Source organism: Acinetobacter sp. YH12102 (assembly GCF_013419125.1).
GTDB lineage: Bacteria > Pseudomonadota > Gammaproteobacteria > Pseudomonadales > Moraxellaceae > Acinetobacter > Acinetobacter pseudolwoffii.
The window spans coordinates 115649-136589 of record NZ_VPAS01000004.1; the positions used below are offsets into that span (position 1 = coordinate 115649).

The window sequence follows — 20941 nt, forward strand, 5'->3', positions numbered from 1 at the left end:
CTAAAAAGAAAACGCTCCAATATAACTTGGGGCGTTTTTTGTTTATACTATCCCCATCTTAGTGATTACCCAAGTAGAGCACCGCTTTATGTCATCTGGTTTTGAAACCTTAAATTTACATCCCAATCTAAAAAAAGCGATTGATGCTTTAGGCTTTACCACCATGACGCCTATCCAGCAGAAGGTTTTAAAATTCACGCTGGCAGGACATGATGCCATTGGCCGCGCACAGACAGGTACAGGTAAAACTGCAGCTTTTTTAATTAGTATCATGAATGATCTATTAAATAACCCAATTCAGGAGCAGCGTTATCGTGGTGAACCGCGTGCCCTGATTTTGGCACCGACCCGTGAACTGGCACTGCAAATTGAAAGCGATGCACAGGATCTGGCCAAATATGCCGGTCTCAATGTCGTGACTTTGCTGGGTGGTGTAGATTTTGACAAGCAAAAGAATCAACTAAATAAAGCACCTGTCGATATTATGGTCGCGACACCCGGTCGTTTGATCGATTTTGTCGAGCAAAAAGAAGTCTGGTTGGATCAGATTGAATTTCTGGTCATTGATGAAGCGGATCGTCTACTCGATATGGGCTTTATTCCTTCAGTGAAACGCATTGTGCGTTTTTCGCCGCGTAAGGAGCAACGTCAGACTTTAATGTTCTCTGCAACATTCAGCTATGATGTACTAAATTTGGCACAGCAATGGTTATTTGAACCGGTAACAGTTGAAATTGAACCGGAAAAGAAAACCAATGCCGATGTCGAGCAACGGGTGTATATGGTGGCTAAGGCCGATAAATATAAACTGTTGCAAGAAATCTTGCGTGATGAGCCGATTGAAAAGGTGATGATTTTCGCCAACCGTCGTGATCAGGTGCGTAAGCTTTATGATCATTTAAAACGTGATGGTTATAAGGTGGTCATGCTGTCTGGTGAGATTGCTCAAGACAAGCGTCTAAAAATGCTAGACCAGTTCAAAAATGGTAAGCACAACATTATGATTGCAACAGATGTTGCGGGTCGTGGTATTCATGTGGATGGTGTTTCACATGTGGTGAACTTCACTTTACCTGAACAGTCAGATGATTATGTACATCGTATTGGACGTACTGGCCGTGCGGGAACACGTGGTGTGAGTATTAGTTTCCTTGCCGAAGATGATGCGTTCTATCTACCAGAAATTGAGAAGGCGATTGGACAGAAATTGCCTTTAACTCGTCTGGAAGGTTATTGCTAATCCAGATTAAAAAAACCGCTCTTCAAGAGCGGTTTTTTTTATGACCATGTGATCTGGACTTATTTGGCCTGACAACGGAAAGTCAAAATGGTTTGATAGTCATCATTCTGGTTTAAACCAGTATTGGTGCCTGCGATATTCCCGAGAACGGTAGCTGCTGCCTGAATCATTTGTCCAGTCTGATCATCAACGACACCTTTTAATGCCCCGTTATAACCCGTCTTTTCATCGATAATAATCGCAGTAGCTTTCGAACCACAGGTTTTGCTGGCAGCATTAATGGCATTATTTTTAGCAGTTAGTTGATTTTTACCTAATCCGGTAACCTCAAACTGATTGTTTTCTTTCTGAATTGCCAGTGAGGTTGGGTTAGAAGCGCAGGCAGTTAAAAGTAGAAATGAAGCTGCTAATCCGCTGATCGCAATTGTTTTTTTCATGATAAAATCTCGGGTGAAAACAGAATTAAGTTTATTTGAGCATAGCAAAGCGCACAGAGTTTGGAGCTGTTGTATAAGTTTGGAAATTTTTAGTGTGACTCTATGCTAAAAAAGTAATTCAACTGAGCATTTCATTGATTAAAATAAAAATATTGTAATGTTACTTGAGTAATTTTTGCGGCTAAGTCGCGGTGAAGTTTATAGAGTATTACAGCGGGAATATGCTAATCTTGAAAACAGTTTTTAAGTATAGATCTACAAAGCAATGACGGAATCCGTGGTCGACATCGTTCATCAAAATATTCGCCAACGTCAATCAATAGGACATTTGCTGGCACCGGCACCGAATGCAGAACAGCTGGAGCTGGCTTTTCAGGCGGCATTGACAGCACCGGATCATCATCGGTTGAAACCCACCACCTTTGTGGTGATACCTGATGCACAGCGTGAAGCATTTGGGGAGCTGTTGTCTCAGGCACTGGTCGATCTGGGTGAAACTGAAACGGCACAGATTGAACGGGTCAAGAATCATCCATTCCGTGCGCCACTATTGGTGCTGGCTTTAACGCGTTTGCAAGATCATCCTAAAGTTCCACATTTTGAACAGATTCTCAGTTCAGGTGCCGCCATACAGAATTTTCTGTTATCACTCCAGGTTCAGGGTTTCTCGACCATGTGGCGCAGTGGTGCTGTAGTCGAATCTGGCCTGTTTAAGCAGGCATTAGGAATTTCAAAAGACGATCTGGTCTCGGGTATTATTTATATTGGCACTGCAGCAAAAGCAATTCCAGCACGCGCAGAGATTCAGACCAGTAATTTTGTAAGTTATTGGAATCAGAACGGTTAATTTGCACGGTATAACAGGGTATTAAAAAATAACATGTCAGAATTAAATTTTTCAGCACTGGTCGAGCCGGTTGCAGTCGATCATAAGACCGCTTTAAGAGTCACGGTGTTGGGTGGGGGCAGTTTTGGTACCGCAATGGCCAATACTGCAGTGCGTAATGGTTGCAATACCATGATCTGGATTCGTGACGAAGCAGTTGCGGCAGATATTAATGCCACGCATATCAATAAACGCTATTTGCCAGATTTTAAGTTAGAAGAAAATCTGCTGGCGGTGTCAGACCTAGAACAGGCTGTGCGTGATCGAGATATTATTTTAGTCGCTATTCCGAGCCATTCTTTCCGGGATGTCTTGCAGCAAATCAAACCTTTTATTACGTCACAAGCCGTGATCTCGCTGACCAAGGGCATTGAAGCCAAAACCTTTAGTTTCATGAGTGATATCATTCGTGAAGTGTTGCCTGAAGTGCCTTATGGCGTGTTATCAGGACCGAATCTGGCCAAAGAAATTGTGGCAGGACAGCCAGCAGGAACCGTGATTGCCAGCCAATCCGAGCTGGTGCGTTATGCGGTACAACAAGCCTTACATAGTGCATTGTTCCGCGTATTTGCCAGTGATGATGTGCATGGGGTAGAACTCGGGGGCGCATTAAAAAATATTTATGCTGTCGCGATGGGTATGGCAGCAGCATATAACGTGGGTGAAAATACCAAGAGTATGATCCTGACCCGTGCTTTGGCTGAAATGAGCCGTTTTGCGGTAAAATTGGGCGCGAATCCGCTGACTTTCCTCGGGCTTTCCGGTGTGGGTGATTTATTTGCGACTTGTAGCAGTCCGCTGAGTCGTAATTATCAGGTTGGTTTTGCCTTGGGCAAAGGCAAGACTTTGGAGCAGGCTACTACTGAACTGGGTCAAACTGCAGAAGGGATCAATACCATCGTACAGGTCAAGGCGCGTTCCGAAGAACTGGATGTCTATATGCCAATTACTTCTGCCTTGTATGATGTGATTTTTGAAGGTGCACCACCACTCAGCATTGCATTGTCATTGATGAAAAACGGTCATCGCAGTGATGTGGAATTTGTCTTGCCACATCATCAAGTCTGATCTATAACACAAAGGGACTGTATGTGAATTGTCATATTGGCCAGTTATCATGCAGGCAAAAGAAAATAAGGAAACCCAATGCAACTGACTTTAGTGCGACATGGTGAGGCTGCTCCACCAGTCAATGGCAATGATAGCAAGCGTCCATTGACGGAGCGTGGTCATCAGCAGGCTGAGCAAACTGCACAGTTCTTAAAAAATATGATTAAACCTGAAGTATTTGTGGTCAGTCCCTTATTGCGTGCGCAGGAAACCCTGGCCCATCTGCAGCAGTATTTTCAAGATGTGCCGGTGGTGATCTGTAATGCGATTAAACCCGATGATGATGCCAAGGTCGCGGTTGAATGGTTGTCGCAACTGCCTTATGAATCGATTGCCGTGGTGTGTCATATGAATGTGGTGGCGCACATTTCTTCTATTTTGCTGGCGGAGTCTTTTCATCCCTATGCATTGGCAGAAGCACGTATCTATGCGCAGCCAGTCATTGCCGCGGGTTTGTCGACAACAGTTAAAAGTTTTATTCCTACATTATAAAAACCAATTAAAACGGTAGTACACAATCGATGTTGTATTTATGGATGCCTGAGGCCAATGGGGTTTGGCAATGGTCAACTGGGGAATTCTGGAATACTGCGGAAACACTTGAGCAGTTGATTCAGGAGATCCAGGCTCATCATGGTGAAGAAGCAGTAGTGTTTTTCCCGAGCCGTCATGTGCAAATTTTGCAGCAGACTTTGCCCAAGAGCCAATATAAAAAAATGGGCAATGAGGGCATCAAGTATCTGCTTGAAGAATATGTGGTGCTGCCCGTCGATGCCATGAAAGTGCTGCATCATTTTCAGCAGCCTGATCAGGTCAGTATTATGGGGATTGCGAATTCGACCCTCGAGACCTTGCAGTATTCTCTCAACCTGATTCCCGTCAAGCTGGCGGCTTTGCTGCCAGACTTTTTGGTACTGCCAGTTCCTGAAGCCAATCAGCGGGTGATTACCCAAATTGGTGGGCGCTTGTTGGTACGAGAGGCAGAATATATCGGCCAGTCGCTGGATGATCTGAGTCTGTATCTGGATTATCAGCCCAAAGATTTGCATTATAAAGTTAGTAGTCTGAATCAGGATCAGTTAAGTAGCCTAGAAGCACTGGTCACACAGGAGCAGTTAGAATCTTTTCAGTATGTCCTTCCTGTATTGAAAAAACCCAAACAACATGCGTTTAATGTATTGCCCAAAGCTAAATCTGAAGGTGCCATTTCCGGTTACTGGAAAGCATGTGCAGCTGTATTTCTGGGCATATTAGTCTTACAGTTTAGTTATGATGCGGTGCGCTGGTATCAATATAAAAAAGTGGCAAATCAGACCGCTGCACAGGCCGTTGATCAGTTCAAGTACTGGTTTGGGCAAAATTATCCGGTCACTGAGCAGAATATCAAAAGCCAGTTTGAAGGGCAGTTGCGTCAAAGCCAGATCGCCGATACACAGGCATTACAGCTGATTAGTCGGATTGGACCAGTCTTGATGCAGAACCAGATTGTGGCACAACGGATCAATTATGATGCGTCTGTGTTGAGTATGGAGCTCAAGGCCAATTCATCAGATACGCTAAATGCATTGACCAAGCAATTGGGTCAGCAAGGCTTTAAAGTGGAGCTGGGGAATATTCAGGCCAGCGGAACAGGTGCAATTGGGCTGGTGAGGGTGCAATAATGAAAGCCATCGAAGCGCTACAAAATCGCATGGATCAGTCTTTTGAAAAAATGAGTGATTATCTGGACAGTCTCTCGGCACGTGAACGGGTATTGGTGATTTTTACCACTATTTTTGTAGTTGTGGCTGCGGTCAGTTCAGCACTCTGGTATATGCATCAGGCAGCAGACACCCAGCAGAAACGTTTAAATCAGCTGAAAGATACCATTGTCTGGATGCAAAGTAATGCAGTCACCATGAAACCTGCTGGAGACATGCAGCTGGATGCCGCAGAGAAAGTACAGCGGGTGGCACAGCAACAAGGTCTTTCGGTTGCATCCCAGCAAATAGATGGAAAAATTCAATTGGCAGTCATGCATGAAAATTATGCAGTTTTGGCAAACTTCCTGACTCAACTGGCACAAATGGGTCTAAGTGTTGAGAAAATGGAACTAAATAATGAAGCAGGACAGATTAAATTAACCGCGACCGTGCAATAAACGGTAAAAATAAAGATTTGCAAAGCATGGTTTTTTTGTCAGCCTATGCCTATAATATGCCGACTTAAAAAGCAGTAGACTTTTCTAGATATGTTGTATTCTCTAGCCCGCCCTTTGTTGTTTTCTTTAGCACCAGAGCGTGCACATGAGCTGACACTATCACTATTAAAATCATCCCATAAAATGGGCTTGATGCGTCAAAATGTTGCTGCGAAACCTGTGACTTGTATGGGAATCGAATTTCCCAATCCAGTAGGTCTTGCGGCAGGTTTAGACAAAAATGGTGCTTATATTGACGCCCTTGCTGGTCAAGGTTTTGGTTTTATTGAAATTGGCACCATTACCCCGCGACCGCAAGCCGGCAATCCCCATCCGCGGTTATTCCGTTTGCCACAGGCCAAAGCCATTATTAACCGTATGGGTTTTAATAATGAGGGTGTAGATCAGCTGGTGGAAAATGTCAAAGCTGCCAAATTTAAAGGCATTCTCGGCATCAATATCGGTAAAAACGCTGATACTCCGGTAGAAAAAGCAGTAGATGATTACCTTATTTGTTTAGAAAAAGTCTATAATTATGCGTCTTACATTACCGTCAATATTTCTTCTCCCAATACCAAAAATCTGCGCAGTTTACAAAGTGGTGATGCGCTGACCGAACTGCTTGAAACATTGAAAAACCGTCAACTTGAATTGGCGCAGGAATACCAGCATTATGTACCTTTGGTCCTTAAAGTAGCGCCTGATCTGGACGAAACCGATATTGCCTTTATTGCCAAGCAGTTACTGCAATTCAAGATTGATGGTCTGATCGTGACCAATACCACACTGTCACGTGAAGGGGTGGAAGGTCTGGCGCATGCAGAGGAGGCAGGTGGTCTATCTGGCGCGCCAGTCTTTGAGAAAAGTACCGCATGTCTGGCTGCATTTGCTCAGGTGTTAAAAGGACAAATTCCCTTGATTGGTGTGGGTGGTATTCTTTCAGGCGCAGATGCTGTTGCCAAGAAACAGGCAGGTGCCAGCCTTGTACAAGTTTATAGTGGCCTCATCTATACTGGACCTGAACTTGTAAAAGATTGTGTAGACGCACTTTAAATCCTATGAATGCCATTGATATCTTTCTGCTGATTATCTTGCTCATTGGAGGGCTCAACGGTTTGCGTCAAGGATTTATTAAAGCCTTTGCGAACTTAGTGGGATGGATCTTTGCCCTGATTGTTGCGGCAAAATATTCAACGCTACTTGCGCCGTCTATGGTTGCTCTGAGTACAGATCCAGTCGTACAAAAGATAGCAGCCTTCGCCTTTATCGTCCTGTTAATTGTGGTTCTGACCTGGATCGTCACTGCGCTTTTAAACCGTATTTTAAAGAGTCTTAAACTGGGTCCGCTTAACCGTCTGGCAGGTGGTGTCTTTGGTAGCCTGAAAGGCTTGCTGATTGTGCTGATTACCATGCAAGGCATTGGCCCGTGGGTAGAAAGCTCACCGCACTGGAAACAGTCCAAGTTTATTCAAGCCTTATTGCCTTATGCGCCTTGGGCGACTCAAATGTCGAAAGACGCCGCGAATGGTGCACTACAACATATCAAGCCTGAAGGGACATCGAAACCTTCAGCTGTATCATCTGAAACATCGTCCAAATCTGGAGCTGCAGATGAGTCTACAAATAATCCTTTTTATTAATCCTAGCTTGTCTGCGAGGTTGCTATGTGTGGAGTAGTTGGTATAGCTGGTAAATCACCCGTTAACCAAATGTTGTTTGATGCATTAACGATGTTACAACATCGTGGACAAGATGCAGCTGGGATCGTGACATGTGATGAAGGGCGTCTGTTCCTTCGTAAAGACAATGGGATGGTGCGTGATGTATTTCATACCCGTCATATGCGTGCCTTGAAAGGAAATTACGGGATTGGTCATGTGCGTTATCCAACAGCCGGTTCATCGAGCAGTGCAGAAGCACAGCCATTTTATGTGAACTCGCCGTATGGAATTACCTTGGCGCATAACGGTAATTTGACCAATGCCGAAGAAATTCACGATGACCTGTTCAAAACTGACTTGCGTCATATGAACACGGATTCTGATTCAGAAGTGCTGCTAAACGTGCTAGCGCATGAATTGCAAAAACATGGCAAATTGGTGCCGACTTCGGAAGATATTTTCCATGCGGTAACACGTGTGCATGAGCGTTGTAAAGGCGCTTATGGTGTGGTAGCAATGATTACCGGACAAGGTCTGGTGGGCTTCCGTGATCCGAATGGTATCCGTCCACTGATTTACGGTTCACGTGAAACTGAACAGGGCATGGAATATATCATAGCTTCTGAATCGGTTGCGATTACTGCGCTGGGCTTCAAAGTTGAGCGTGATATTCAGCCAGGTGAAGCGGTATTTATCGATTTACAAGGTAATTTCTTTACCAAGCAATGTGCGAGCAATCCTGAATATCGTCCATGTATTTTTGAATATGTGTATTTTGCCCGTCCGGATGCCATTATTGATGGAATCTCGGTGTATAAAGCACGTCTGAAAATGGGTGAGAAGCTGGCGCAAAAAATTCTGCGCGAGTGGGGTGAAGAGCATGATATCGATGTGGTGATTCCGATTCCGGATACTTCACGTACTTCTGCATTGGAACTTGCCAATATGCTGGGTGTGAAATTCCGTGAAGGTTTCATGAAAAACCGTTATATCGGTCGTACTTTTATTATGCCAGGTCAGCAACTACGTAAAAAATCGGTACGTCAAAAACTGAACCCGGTTGAGCTTGAATTTAAGGGTAAAAACGTACTATTGGTCGATGACTCGATTGTGCGTGGTACGACCTGTAATGAAATTATCCAGATGGCACGTGATTCTGGTGCGAAAAAAGTCTTCTTTGCTTCCGCAGCACCGATGGTGAAATATCCAAACGTGTACGGTATCGATATGCCGGCAAAATCAGAGCTAATTGCCTCAGATCGTAGCGTTGAAGAAATTCGTGAAATTATTGGTGCAGACCGTTTGGTGTTCCAGGATCTGGAAGATTTAAAAGATGCAGTTCGAACCACCAAAGTGCCAGATCTGAAAGATTTTGACTGTTCGGTATTTGACGGCGTTTATGTCGCAGGTGGTATTGATGCGCAGTATCTGGATGATCTACAGCAAAAACGTAGTGACAGTGCCATGAAAGAAGGGAATTACATCGATGTGAATATCGATGCAGCTTCTGTGGATTTAACTGGCGTACGTGAAGTCTAAGCGCTTAAAATCATCATGAAAAAGCGGGAATTTCCCGCTTTTTTGTTTTATGATGAACCCATTGAAAATAATCTTAACTAGGGTTCTACATTGCGCAACGTAGGATATGATTTTATAAAAAACAAGAATATCGTATTGCCTGTAAGCTTCTGCTTGATTGCTGTGCTGTTAACTATTTTTATTATCAATACCGTTGTTGGTCTATTCGTTTTTTATGTTGATTCTACCCAGTCTATTTTCTGGCATATGCTCAGTCCTTATCTGATTGCGTTGCTGTTATGTGTGATGCTGATCTCGGTCATCTATGAATTTTATCTTTTCCGGAATGGCGGTTATTCGCTGGCAAAACAGATGGGTGCGCGCCGTCTCAGCCCGATGGAAAGTATTCCTGAGGAAAGTGCGGCACTGCAAATTACCCAGCAGCTGGCCGATACCTTTTTAATTGAACCTCCGGCGGTGTATGTACTGCCCGATGAAGTTGGAGTTAATACGCTGACGGCGGGTTTTAGCCCGCGAGATACCGCGATTATTCTGACTTGGGGTGCGGTACAAACTCTGGATAAAGTCGAGCTGTATGGTTTACTCAGTCACGAATTTAATAAAATTCTGTCGGGTGAAACTGCGGAAAATACCCGCTTAAAAATTTTGTATAGCAGTTTAACCACCTTTAGCCAGTGGGGCAGCAAAATTGCCAAATCTGGTTTCTATCGAACTGATATTCGACGTGAAAATAAGTTTGAAACCTTTTATGTCGCAATTGGCGCAGTAATCTGGCTGATTGGCAGTTTGGGGGTATTGATCACACGCTTTATTAAATATATTTCACTGGGTGGACGCACTTTTAAGAATGACCAGAAAACTCGCCGCCTGATTCAAAATGATGCCAATATCCAGACTTTACTCAGAATTCATGTGCATCATTCCGGTTCGCAAATCTATAGTGAATATGCCGAATCCATTTCCCATATGTGTTTTGCCAATTCCTTGAGTCCGCAAAACTGGTTGAATATTCACCCAAATATTAATCAACGAATTTATGAATTAAATCCTGCCCTGATTCAGGATTTGCAGCTCGAGAACTTGAAGAAACTCAAGAATCAGCCTTTATTCAGTTTATTTCGTTCTCTGGAAGAAGTGGTGCCCGAGACTGCGATGAGCTGGAGTTCGCCACAGCCTCTGCCGTTGTTGCGTCTATCTCCAATCAGCTTTGCAATTAAAGATGCGATCAAGCCACTGAATCCAGAGCTGCGGCTGAGTATGCCGCGTCCGGAGTTGCTTGAACGTGCATTGCAGACGGCGACCGGCTCGCGTGAAGTCATGGTTGCCATTTTGATGATTCGTCAATATCGTGAATTTATTCCGACTGAGGCTGAAGTGAGCCGCGCCATTGTAGATTCACTGCTGAATCTGGATGGGCGGGTGCATATTTCGATTTTCCAGCAAGCCTGCAAGAATATTGGCGGGATGCCCACCACAGTTGCACGTCAGTTTTTGATGAAACTGGCACGAATTATTCAGGAAGATGGTGAAATTGGCTTGCTTGATGCCTTATTGCTGGAATGTGTCAAATATGAGCTGAATCTATTGCCCGCACATATTCCAACAGCTTTGGATGAAGTTAAGCCCCAGATTGTGCGTCTGATTGATGCCTTGTTGCATGTGCAGCAGATTAATAGCGGAAACCAGCTTGAGGTTCGCGAACGCATTTTAAACCGGATTTTGTCGGCTCGAGAATTGGACTTATACAATGAAATTTCTGATGAGCCGATTGATCTGGCGGAAATTCTGAATGATATTTCGGGGCTTTTACTGCGTGAACGTCTCGGGATTTTGGGGATCGCAGAAGCCTGTTTGTGGAGCGACCGTATTGTGACTCAGGACGAACTGGATGTGATGGAACTGCTTTATTGGCGCTTGGGTTTTGAGGCAGAGCAGATTATTCAACAAATGTTGAAGAAAAACAGTTTAACCATTATGTAAAAAAGAAGATAACAATTCACAGTTTGAAACTGCATCTGTTATAACAGAGGCAGTGATTTAATTGCGTATTAAAAGTACAGTTTTTAGCAGGCAGATCGACTTTGTATTAGAATCCATCAGGATAAAAAAGAAAAGCGGAAAAAGTTCGGCAAAGTAGAGGCAATCCGGCTAAAATGTTCAGCCTGAAATTGGTGATGATGAAAAGATGATAGGGCATCAGCGTGACATACTGGCAACATTAGGAATTGATCTCTGGATTCCTAGGGACAGCGCATGTCAGCCACATCAGGTCTCGATCTGGCGTGATCAGGCTGCACCAGAATTTCACAGTGACATTGTCTTGCCTCAGTCCAAGCAGCCCGAGGTATTTACAGATCTATCAATTCCTGAGCCGGTTATTCAGCCCGAAGCTGAAGTCATGCCTGTGGTATCAGTGCCCACGCCAGTACTGGTTCAGGAACAGCGTGAAATCATACAAATTCTGCCATTTAGTTTGCAGATTTTAAGTCTGGCCCATTGCAGTATTGTGATTGATGCGACTGCAATGACTGAAGAAACCCAGAATTTATGGACGAATATCCAGCGTGCAGTGGTCAGCGAGTTTTGTGAGCTGAACTGGCCATTTCCTTGGGCCAATGTTCAGGATGGGCGCGGTGTGGACTCTTATATTCAGGGTTTTCTCGATGGGATGAGTGCCGAGAAAAATATTATTTTTTTGGGAACTGTACCTTATATTTCAAATAGTAAAATAATCCAGTTGGCTTCTTTACAGGAAATGCTAGATCAGCCAATTCTGAAAAAACGTTTATGGCAGTTTATGCAAAATAGGTCTGCCAGCTTGAAATAATATGAGTTTGGAATAAAAAATATGAAACAAAAAGTGGTTGTATTTAGTCAGATCGATGCTGATATTCAAAATAAACTTGAACAACATTATGATGTCGCTTATATACAACCCAAGTTAGGCGATGTGAACCGGCAGCTTTTGCAGGAGGTTCAGGATGCCGATGGCATGATTGGTGCAGGTCGATTGCTGAATCGTGACAATCTGGCGACTGCCACCCGGCTTAAAGTCATTTCTAGTGTCAGTGTCGGTTATGACAACTATGAACTTGATTATTTAAATGAAAAAAATATCTATCTCAGCCATACCCCGCATGTACTGACTGAAACCACGGCAGATCTGGCTTTTACATTGTTGATGTCTGCGGCACGTAAAGTGGCTTATCTGGATCACTGGACCAAACAAGGACAATGGCAGCGTACTGTCGGTGAAGCACAATTTGGTCTGGATATTTTTGGAAAAACTTTAGGTATTATCGGTCTGGGTCATATTGGAGCTGCAGTTGCACGTCGTGGTTTTTATGGTTTCAATATGAATATTTTGTACCATAACCGCCGTGAAAAACCAGAATTGGCCCAAGGCCTGAATGCACAGTATTCTGACTTAGATGAACTATTACAGCGTTCCGACTTTGTCGTTATTGCGGTTGACTTAAATGCTGATTCTAAAGCGCTGATTGCAGCGGCTGAGTTGGAAAAAATGCAACCACATGCGGTATTGGTGAATATTTCACGTGGCTCAGTCATTGATGAGCAGGCTTTAATTGACGCTTTAAAAGCCAAGCAGATTTTTGCTGCCGGTCTCGATGTCTATCAGAAAGAACCTTTAAAAGAATCTGAATTATTTCAGTTGGACAATGTGGTTACATTGCCACATGTGGGTTCTGCGACGGCTGCAACCCGTAAAAAAATGGCCGAATTGGCCTATCAGAATCTGGTGGATGCTTTAGAAGGGCGAGTGCCACGCTATGTGGTTAATCCTGAGTTTCAATAATATTAAATAACATTTTCTTGCGTATATGCCCATTTTTCAATGCTATATTCAAGGCAGCTTAGAACAATAGATTTAGAGATTTTTCATTGAAACGATTGGCGTTGGCGTGTGGCTTAACGATGTGCATGGTGACAGGGCATAGCTCTAGCCATGATTTTAATCAAGCGACTGCACACTTTTCTGTGCCTGATATTGGTACAGGCGTGGGTTTACTCGATCAGCAAAAAGAAAGAATGATCGGTGAAAAAGTCTATCGCGAAGTGCATAAGCAAATGCCAGTCATGCAGAATCCATGGCTGGAAGACCAGCTGCTGTCGGTATTTTCTCATATTCTCAGTCAGACTCAGTTACAACAGCCCATTGGTTTGCTGGTGATTAATGATCCACAAATTAATGCTTTTGCTGTGCCGGGAGGGCTGTTTGCTCTTAATGCTGGTTTAATCAATTCAGCCCGAAATATGGATGAAGTGGCGGGGGTGATGGCGCATGAAATTGCACATGTCACACAACGTCATTACAGTCGCTCTCAAGATGCTTTTAAGGGGCAGGGTTTGCTGGCATTGGCCGGAATTCTGGTCGGGGCATTGGTGGCCTCTCAGGCGGATGGTGATGCGGGTGCTGCGGTGATGATGGGTTCGCAAGCCGCGTTGATGGATAAACAGCTGACTTATAGTCGTAATCAGGAGCGTGAAGCAGACCGAATTGGCATGCAATATATGTATCGTTCGGGCTATAACCCGCATAGTATGGCTGACTTCTTCGAAGTCATGCATCGCTCGACCAGTCGCTTAAGCTTCCTGCCGGATTTCTGGTTCACCCATCCACTGACGACTGAGCGTATGAGTGAAGCACGTTTGCGTGCCAATCAGCTGCCTGCGGTCAAACCTAAGCTGAATGATCAGGACTTTGAGATTATCAAATGGTATAGCAGGGTGCTGTCTCGCCAGACCAGTGAGGAGCAGCTCAGTTTGATGAATCGGCAGAATAATTTTGCCGGTCAGCTTGCTTTGGCTGCCTACCAGATACAGCAAAGTGATTTTCAGGCCGCACAGGCTGCTTTAGATCAGGCGAAAAAGCATAACCAGATGCATCCTTTATTGGTCTTGTTTCAGACTGATATTTACTTAGGTCAGAACCAGTTGAATGCAGCGTTGAAAAGTGTGGCTTCGGCAGCGCGGATCATGCCGGAAAACCGCGCACTCAATTATAAATATGCAGAAGTCTTGATTCGTGCCCAGCAACCTGATCAAGCTAAACAGATTGTACAAAAGTTTTTGAATGCCAATTCCCGCGATGTGAGTGGCTGGCGATTGATGCAGCTGGCGACCAATGCAGAGCCAGCATCGGCAATCAAGGCCGCCAATGTGCTGCGTTATCGTGCAGAAGTAGAATACTGGTCCGGTTATGAGGAAACCGCCATCAAGTCATTATTACATGCACAGCGTACAGCGAAAAATAATCAATCTTTATCGGCAACCATTAACCAACGCCTGAAACAGATGCAGCAGGCACGTCAATATAAAATTTAAGCCTTAGTCAGGTTTTAAGCTTTTTATATCAGGATGATATGGTCAGGATATACTGAATCGGGCTACAATCTTTTTTTAATGATCAGTGCGATTAAATCTGAAGCATGCTATGAAGAAAATATTATTGGGCATCTGTCTATTGGGGTGGAGTTATGCGGTATTTGCTGCGAGTGCTGTTGAGTATGTAGACGCGGTAGAGCGTATTAATGCTGACTATAAAAAGGAATCGCGTCAATTCTTGGGTGGTTTGAATCCGCAGCAACAAGGTTTTAGCGCAGCACAGAATTCACATTTTTGTAGTATTGTGCAACGTTATGCCGATCGCTTATATCAGGCGGCTGACCAAAATCGTGCCTATCTGGATCGTCAATTTCAGAAGATAACTAAACAGGATGTGATTATAGAAGTGAAATCTTCAAAAGAGATGCAATTGCTGAAACGTTATCAGGTTGACTGTTATTTGCAATAAGAATACGTTAAGAACTGTCTTTTATAAAAAGTCAGTTCAACGTTAAAGATCGAATATTAGAGAAGTGGGATTAAGCAAGTTTCGCTTTAATTTTAGCTGAAACTTGTGCAGGATCGGCGCGCCCGGCTATGAGCGGACGCAGAGAATTCATCACCTTACCCATATCTTTCATGCTAGTAGCTTCTTGCGCTGCAATCGTTTGCGCAATGATGGAATCAAGTTCTTCCTCAGTCATAGCTTCTGGTAGAAATTGAGATAACACCTCAACCTCGGCTTGTTCCTTACTAGCTAAATCTTCTCGACCAGCACCATCAAAGGCCTTGATCGATTCTTTACGTTGTTTAATTTGTTTTTCAATGACCGCAAGAACTTGAGCGTCGTCAAGTTCTTTGCGCTCATCGACTTCGATTTGCTTAATTGCCGCCTGTAGACCACGTATGACCGTCAGCTTGGACATTTCTTTGGCACGCATTGTTGCTTTCAAAACATCCGTGATTTGGTCTTTTAAAGTCGTCATTATTTAATCCAGGCAGTCAATCACAAATTAATCTTAGTAAAGGCGAGTCGTACGTACTGATTCACGCGCCAATTTCTTTTGGTAGCGTTTAACAGCAGCAGCTTTTTTGCGCTTACGTTCTTGAGTTGGTTTCTCGTAGAATTCACGCTTACGTACGTCAGCTAGAACACCCGCTTTTTCGCATGAACGTTTGAAACGACGGATAGCTACGTCTACTGGTTCGCCTTCTTTCAATTTAACTTGTGGCATGAAGAATCCTCATAAAGTTATGGATAAGATCGCAGGCCGAATGCCTGTGATCACAAGTGAAGGTCAGTATTTTACTCATTTACATCTCATACCACAAGCATATAATAGTGACTGCAATAGAATTGATACAGGTTATAGGCAGTTTAATGATCGTTTTAGGCTTGGAAACGTCGTGTGATGAAACAGGACTTGCGCTGTATGACAGCGAGTTGGGTTTACGCGGGCAGGTGCTTTATAGCCAGATTAAACTGCATGCAGAATATGGCGGTGTGGTTCCAGAGCTGGCGTCACGTGATCATGTGCGTAAACTGATTCCATTAATGAATGAATTATTGGAGCAAACTGACGTCAAAAAATCGGAAATTGATGCCATTGCATATACGCGTGGGCCAGGTTTAATGGGCGCATTAATGACAGGTGCGTTGTTTGGTCGAACTTTGGCCTTTGCACTGAACAAACCGGCAATTGGTGTTCATCATATGGAGGGGCATATGCTCGCACCATTATTGTCTGAAACAGCGCCAGAATTTCCATTTGTGGCGCTGTTGGTCTCTGGTGGGCATTCACAGCTGATGGCAGCCTATGGTATTGGCCAGTATGAATTGCTGGGTGAATCGATTGATGATGCAGCCGGAGAAGCATTCGATAAAGTGGCGAAAATGATGGGTCTGCCCTATCCAGGTGGGCCAAACATTTCCAAACTGGCTGAACAAGGCAATCCTGCTGCTTTTGCTTTCCCACGTCCAATGCTCCATCAAGGGCTGGAATTCTCATTTAGCGGTTTAAAAACTGCTGTATCTGTACAAATGAAAAAACTGGGTGATGAAAACCGTGATGCAGATATTGCAGCAAGTTTTCAGGAAGCTATTGTCGATACCTTGGTGAAAAAGTCAGTTAAAGCATTGAAACAGACGGGCTTGAAGCGTTTAGTGATTGCCGGTGGTGTCAGTGCCAACAAACGCTTACGTGAGCGTTTAGAAGCAGATTTAGCCAAAATTAAAGCGACTGTTTATTATGCAGAACCGGCACTTTGTACTGATAATGGCGCGATGATTGCCTTTGCCGGTTATCAGCGTTTAAAAGCAGGCCAACAGGATGGCTTGGCGGTGACGACGACACCACGTTGGCCAATGACGGAATTAACCAATCCTGCGGAAGTATAAATTCAGCTTGACAGAAAGAGGCTTAGGCCTCTTTTTTATTATTAATTCTTTAATGAAAACTTATGAAACGATGTGTTGTGAATATTTATTTTTATAGCTGTTATAAGATAAATACACGCTATTAAATACAGAAAAATAGTTTAATACTTCCAATTTTATATTACTCATATTTTGGCAAATGTGGAGCAGGGGTTACTTCGGATGGAGAATATAAATTTTAAAAGTTTTCAGGATGCTGGGCAGGCAGTATTACAGTTTCTGCATCAGCATTTTGGCTTTAATTTATGGATGATCACCCGAGTAGAAGCTAAGGACTGGATTGTGCTGCAAAGTGAAGATCATGGCTACAATGTACAAGCTGGACAGGTTTTTCAATGGGCCGACTCTTTCTGTTCTCATATGGTGGCAGGTAAAGCACCTAAAATTGCCCCTCGTTCTGAAGATATTCCGCTTTATGCGACTGCACCGATTAACCAGCAGGTGAGTATCAAGGCTTATATTGGTCAGCCTTTAATCAATGAAGATGGTAGTCTGTTTGGAACACTGTGTGCGATTGATCCGGAAATCAAATCCGAAGCGATTCTTCAGGATATGGGAATGGTCGAGTTATTTGGCCAACTACTGAGTTCGATTTTGCAGGCGGAACTGCGTCAAAGCGAGCAGATCAGACAACATGAATTATTGCAGGAAGAAGCCAGTAAAGATGAGTTAACAGGATTATATAACCGGCGTGCCTGGAAAAAACTGCTATGGGCAGAAGAAGAGCGCTGCAAACGATATGGTCATCCTGCTGCTGTATTATTTATTGACCTGAATGACCTCAAAAAAGTCAATGACAGCCTAGGGCATGATGAAGGAGATAAGCTGCTTCAGAAAGCGGCTCAGGTGCTCCGGGAAAATGTACGGATTAATGATATTGTCGCCCGTCTGGGTGGAGATGAGTTCGTAATTCTGAGCATTGAAAATGATGAGTCTAGTAATGTGAGTCTGCTTGAACGTTTGATCGAAGCGTTTAGCACGGCAAACATCGGAGCAGCAATTGGTATGGCAATGCGCCATCCAGCGCATAGTTTATTTGAAGCACTCGCACAAGCGGATAGGAATATGTTTGAGTATAAACGTCTGAATAAAGTAACATAATTTTTCAAGATATTGAAATATAATGGGTAAAATTATTTTTTAGATTGTAAACGGGTTAAGTAGAGTAATAAAAACACAGCCATTTATGGCTATATAAATAGCCCAACATCAAAATTATTGTTCTCTTTGTTGTTAGGCTATGGGTATTTATTTGAATAGGCCTTGGCTTAAATTGTTAAGCATGCCATTCATGACTGCCATGCTGGCATTGGTACAGTTTTCTACAAACTTATCTTTTAGTTCTTTGTTTTTGCGGGCTTCAATCTCACACTTTTGTACGACTTTTTGTGCTTCTTCAAGATGTCCAGCATAATATTCTTGTGTCTTAACTTGGCTGCATGCTGTCATTAGTGTTATCACGCAAGTGATTAATAATGTTGTTTGGATTTTCATTGCCTAAACCGTTAATTTAAATATAAAAAATGAAAAGCTAGTCTAAAGTAAAAGTTGCTTAAAAAAACAATCCTTTACACTAAAGTCTAGCTTTTTAAGTATATTTAAATAATTGTAATACATTGTTTTTTTATATATTTAACAACACAATTACTTTTGCCGGAAAATCGCTTTTCTAGGAGGATGATACATTTTAATGGTTTGCCATATAGAGCTGATTTTAACGCTTAGTTTACAAATATGATGCATTTTGTTACAGATAATGTTTCTTATTTATTCGACTAAAAAATTACTCAAGCCTAAGACTGATCAGCAAGAACAGCAGGCTAGCCGCTCATTTTTTCATGATCTATGTCATTTAATATTTACATTAAATTTACAGAAATAACAGTTCCTTTAATGAATGATGAAACGTGCCAAACAGAAGCAGTGCCAAGAAAAAATATCAATCGGCAGTTATAGCGTTTGGCTGTTCACTTTTGAGATGGTTAATCTTTAGTAATAATCAAATAAAAATGCATAGAAATTTAGGGAATAAATTTTATGAAAAAGCCGATTTCTCTATTCGGATTCGCTGTTGTCTCGGGTTTACTTAGTGCCTGTGGCGGCGCAAGCGGCAGTGATTCAGATCGTGCTGCAGTGACCACGCCTCCAAATGTTCCTAAGGAAAGCATTTCCCCTGAACTTTCAAAAGAGTTTATCCCTTTTGAAAATCAGAAAATCTTAGATAAAATTCGCGATAAAATTTCTGGAAATAGCGGTAATGATACCGACTATAACGTTGCCTTGGGTCACATGATTGGTGAGGTATTTGGAGATTATCCCTATGGCCGCACTGGCCGTATCATCAAGATCTATAATCTGGGTATAAACAGTATTAAATATCCAAATCTGATCTGTTCGGAAGTAAATACCAATGGTGCGGTTAAGACGCTGAAATTAAAAGACAATAAAGACAATTGTGTGGTTCTGGATAAAACCTATCGTAAAGGTTCGAGCATCACTCAGACCGTAAATGGCGACACTACCACTTTAACTTTCACCAATGTCCGCTATGGCTCAAATGTAGATTTTAATCTCAAGGATGATTATCTGATTTCTGGCACGATTGTGCATCGTAAAAGTAAAGATGCATTAGGGCAATCCGAGTTTTATCAAATCGATCAATTAGAATTTCAGCGTATAGCAGAGACGGATCAGGCCGGCGCTTCGGGTGCGGAATTTAACAGCAAGAGTAAGGAGTATTTGCAGGTAAGAAATTATCGTTATAGCCTAGTCGATGATTATGGTCGTGAGAGCAAAGGTATCCGTACCTTAAGCAGTCGTGGCACGATTATCGGTCAGCCTGCTCTGGCAGATTATCGTTACAGTTTTGACTTTGATACCACCACACCATTCAAGATGGATGAAACTGTATTAAATAATTATAAGCATTTGTCAAAAGAGGGTGTACTGAAAATTACTGACCGTTATGATCAGGTGATTGAAGTGAAACAGAAGCAGCCTGAATCGTTAAAGGCCACCGTTTATTTTAATGGTAGCGAGATTGATGACTTGTTCTGGTCTACGATTATTGGTGATAAAAACTAAGATTGAGGTGAGTAAAAAGCTCCGTACTGGCGGAGCTTTTTATTTTTTGAGTAGTAATAATTTACAAAGAGTTTAACTGCTGCGACCCAATCCAGTGCTTGGAAAACTGATACGCGGCACGTCCCGAACGTTGACCGCGTGCCTGACACCAGCGCAAGGCTTCGGCTCGGGTTTCCGGGGCCAATTCCATCTCAGCCTTTTTAAGATAATGCTCTACAATTTCCAGATATAAATTCTGATCCATTGGATAAAAAGACAGCCATAAGCCGAAACGGTCAGATAGCGAAATCTTCTCTTCAATTGCTTCCTGAGGATGTAGCTCAGTATATTGCGGAACATCGACCCGGGTGACAGGCGTATTTTCATGCATAAATTCTGGCAGTAAATGGCGGCGGTTACTGGTCGCATAAATCACAAAATTACTCGAACCCGATTGCAATGAACCATCTAATACACTTTTTAAACTGCGATAATTTTCATCTTCTGCATTAAAGGCCAGATCATCACAATAGACAATAAACTTTTCAGGACGGTCTGCAATCAGTTTTTGAATTTCCGGAAGTTCTGACAAGTCATCGCGTTCAATCTCAATCAGGCGTAAACCTTGCGCTGCGTATTCGGTCAGCAGAGCACGAACGATAGAGGATTTACCGGTACCACGCGAACCAGTCAGCAAGACATCATTGGCAGGCAAGCCATTTAAGAACTGTAAAGTATTCTGGATGACTTTTTCTTTTTGTCGCTCAATCCCTTTTAAATCGGCCAGTTCCATCTGTCTAAGCTGATGAATGGGCTTGAGTTCACCCTGTTGCCATTTATAGGCATGTGCAGAAAAATCAGGAGCATGTTTCAGCTCGGGTAGGCTTTGCTGAAGTTGCAGCAGAACAGTCGAAAGGGTATTCAAGATATTGTCAGGTAACTCAATTTTCGCCATGATCTCAGCATTACAGATTTAAAATTATGTCTAGGATACTATCACCCTAAAATTCACAGTCAAAGCCTGAAAAGTGTGATAATTTGCT

Annotated in this window: 22 protein-coding genes; 17 read left to right on the forward strand and 5 right to left on the reverse strand. The window is 43.0% G+C overall.

What is annotated here, in order from left to right:
* The first annotated feature begins 88 nt into the window (after positions 1-88).
* Positions 89-1240 carry an ATP-dependent RNA helicase RhlB gene (gene rhlB / locus FTU42_RS05015; RefSeq protein WP_005096570.1) on the forward strand — a complete coding sequence of 384 codons (1152 nt, stop codon included), beginning with the start codon at positions 89-91 and terminating at the stop codon, positions 1238-1240.
* Between the two features lie 59 nt (positions 1241-1299).
* Here the strand turns inward: rhlB and FTU42_RS05020 are convergent, their stop codons facing one another.
* On the reverse strand, positions 1300-1677 hold the full coding sequence (locus tag FTU42_RS05020; protein WP_180083121.1) for a hypothetical protein: 378 nt from the start codon (positions 1675-1677) through the stop codon (positions 1300-1302).
* A 265-nt stretch (positions 1678-1942) separates the two neighbouring features.
* On the opposite strand from FTU42_RS05020, the gene FTU42_RS05025 reads away from it, so the two are divergent.
* From FTU42_RS05025 to FTU42_RS05085, 13 genes are all read left to right on the forward strand, one after another.
* Positions 1943-2524, forward strand: a complete 582-nt coding sequence (locus FTU42_RS05025) for a nitroreductase family protein (RefSeq protein ID WP_179999566.1) — start codon at positions 1943-1945, stop codon at positions 2522-2524.
* Positions 2525-2557: 33 nt separating this feature from the next.
* A complete protein-coding gene (locus tag FTU42_RS05030; RefSeq protein ID WP_180083122.1) occupies positions 2558-3631 on the forward strand; it encodes an NAD(P)H-dependent glycerol-3-phosphate dehydrogenase in 1074 nt (357 codons plus the stop codon).
* 78 nt (positions 3632-3709) lie between these two features.
* Positions 3710-4165, forward strand: a complete 456-nt coding sequence (sixA, locus tag FTU42_RS05035) for a phosphohistidine phosphatase SixA (RefSeq protein WP_005096577.1) — start codon at positions 3710-3712, stop codon at positions 4163-4165.
* 29 nt (positions 4166-4194) lie between these two features.
* Positions 4195-5334 carry a type II secretion system protein GspL gene (gene gspL / locus FTU42_RS05040; RefSeq protein WP_180083123.1) on the forward strand — a complete coding sequence of 380 codons (1140 nt, stop codon included), beginning with the start codon at positions 4195-4197 and terminating at the stop codon, positions 5332-5334.
* Positions 5334-5813, forward strand: a complete 480-nt coding sequence (gspM, locus tag FTU42_RS05045) for a type II secretion system protein GspM (RefSeq protein WP_180083124.1) — start codon at positions 5334-5336, stop codon at positions 5811-5813. Before gspL ends, gspM begins: the two co-directional genes overlap by 1 nt.
* A 90-nt stretch (positions 5814-5903) precedes the next feature.
* On the forward strand, positions 5904-6905 hold the full coding sequence (locus FTU42_RS05050; protein ID WP_005096580.1) for a quinone-dependent dihydroorotate dehydrogenase: 1002 nt from the start codon (positions 5904-5906) through the stop codon (positions 6903-6905).
* 5 nt (positions 6906-6910) lie between these two features.
* Entirely contained in the window at positions 6911-7492 is a 582-nt protein-coding gene (locus FTU42_RS05055; RefSeq protein WP_005096581.1) for a CvpA family protein, read from the forward strand.
* A 24-nt stretch (positions 7493-7516) separates the two neighbouring features.
* Positions 7517-9052, forward strand: a complete 1536-nt coding sequence (gene purF / locus FTU42_RS05060; protein WP_005096582.1) for an amidophosphoribosyltransferase — start codon at positions 7517-7519, stop codon at positions 9050-9052.
* A gap of 90 nt (positions 9053-9142) precedes the next feature.
* Entirely contained in the window at positions 9143-11032 is a 1890-nt protein-coding gene (locus FTU42_RS05065; RefSeq protein WP_005171558.1) for a M48 family metalloprotease, read from the forward strand.
* A gap of 205 nt (positions 11033-11237) precedes the next feature.
* Positions 11238-11879 (forward strand): hypothetical protein, encoded by a 642-nt coding sequence (locus FTU42_RS05070; RefSeq protein ID WP_100329781.1) that lies wholly within the window; start codon positions 11238-11240, stop codon positions 11877-11879.
* 21 nt (positions 11880-11900) lie between these two features.
* Positions 11901-12869 (forward strand): D-glycerate dehydrogenase, encoded by a 969-nt coding sequence (locus FTU42_RS05075; protein WP_005096586.1) that lies wholly within the window; start codon positions 11901-11903, stop codon positions 12867-12869.
* An 86-nt stretch (positions 12870-12955) separates the two neighbouring features.
* The gene (locus FTU42_RS05080) at positions 12956-14398 is read left to right on the forward strand and encodes a M48 family metalloprotease (RefSeq protein WP_218944592.1); all 1443 of its coding nucleotides are present in this window, start codon (positions 12956-12958) and stop codon (positions 14396-14398) included.
* 109 nt (positions 14399-14507) lie between these two features.
* Complete coding sequence (locus tag FTU42_RS05085; protein WP_100355077.1) at positions 14508-14867, forward strand: hypothetical protein; 360 nt, start codon at positions 14508-14510, stop codon at positions 14865-14867.
* A 70-nt stretch (positions 14868-14937) separates the two neighbouring features.
* On the opposite strand, the gene FTU42_RS05090 is transcribed toward FTU42_RS05085, so the two are convergent.
* Both FTU42_RS05090 and rpsU read right to left on the reverse strand, forming a co-directional pair.
* Positions 14938-15384, reverse strand: a complete 447-nt coding sequence (locus FTU42_RS05090; protein WP_004729943.1) for a GatB/YqeY domain-containing protein — start codon at positions 15382-15384, stop codon at positions 14938-14940.
* Between the two features lie 33 nt (positions 15385-15417).
* Positions 15418-15633: a 30S ribosomal protein S21 gene (gene rpsU, locus FTU42_RS05095; RefSeq protein ID WP_001136722.1), complete on the reverse strand. Its 216-nt coding sequence runs from the start codon at positions 15631-15633 to the stop codon at positions 15418-15420.
* Positions 15634-15779: 146 nt separating this feature from the next.
* Here rpsU and tsaD point away from each other — a divergent pair, with 146 nt between their 5' ends.
* Together tsaD and FTU42_RS05105 are read left to right on the forward strand one after the other, a co-directional pair.
* Positions 15780-16796: a tRNA (adenosine(37)-N6)-threonylcarbamoyltransferase complex transferase subunit TsaD gene (gene tsaD / locus FTU42_RS05100; RefSeq protein WP_005171546.1), complete on the forward strand. Its 1017-nt coding sequence runs from the start codon at positions 15780-15782 to the stop codon at positions 16794-16796.
* 201 nt (positions 16797-16997) lie between these two features.
* Positions 16998-17936, forward strand: coding sequence for a sensor domain-containing diguanylate cyclase (locus FTU42_RS05105; protein ID WP_180083125.1), 939 nt, complete (start codon positions 16998-17000; stop codon positions 17934-17936).
* Positions 17937-18083: 147 nt separating this feature from the next.
* Here the strand turns inward: FTU42_RS05105 and FTU42_RS05110 are convergent, their stop codons facing one another.
* Complete coding sequence (locus tag FTU42_RS05110; RefSeq protein ID WP_005171538.1) at positions 18084-18329, reverse strand: EexN family lipoprotein; 246 nt, start codon at positions 18327-18329, stop codon at positions 18084-18086.
* A gap of 543 nt (positions 18330-18872) precedes the next feature.
* Here FTU42_RS05110 and FTU42_RS05115 point away from each other — a divergent pair.
* Complete coding sequence (locus FTU42_RS05115; protein ID WP_180083126.1) at positions 18873-19919, forward strand: hypothetical protein; 1047 nt, start codon at positions 18873-18875, stop codon at positions 19917-19919.
* Between the two features lie 61 nt (positions 19920-19980).
* Here the strand turns inward: FTU42_RS05115 and FTU42_RS05120 are convergent, their stop codons facing one another.
* A complete protein-coding gene (locus FTU42_RS05120) occupies positions 19981-20853 on the reverse strand; it encodes an ATP-binding protein (RefSeq protein ID WP_180083127.1) in 873 nt (290 codons plus the stop codon).
* Between the last annotated feature and the right edge of the window lie 88 nt (positions 20854-20941).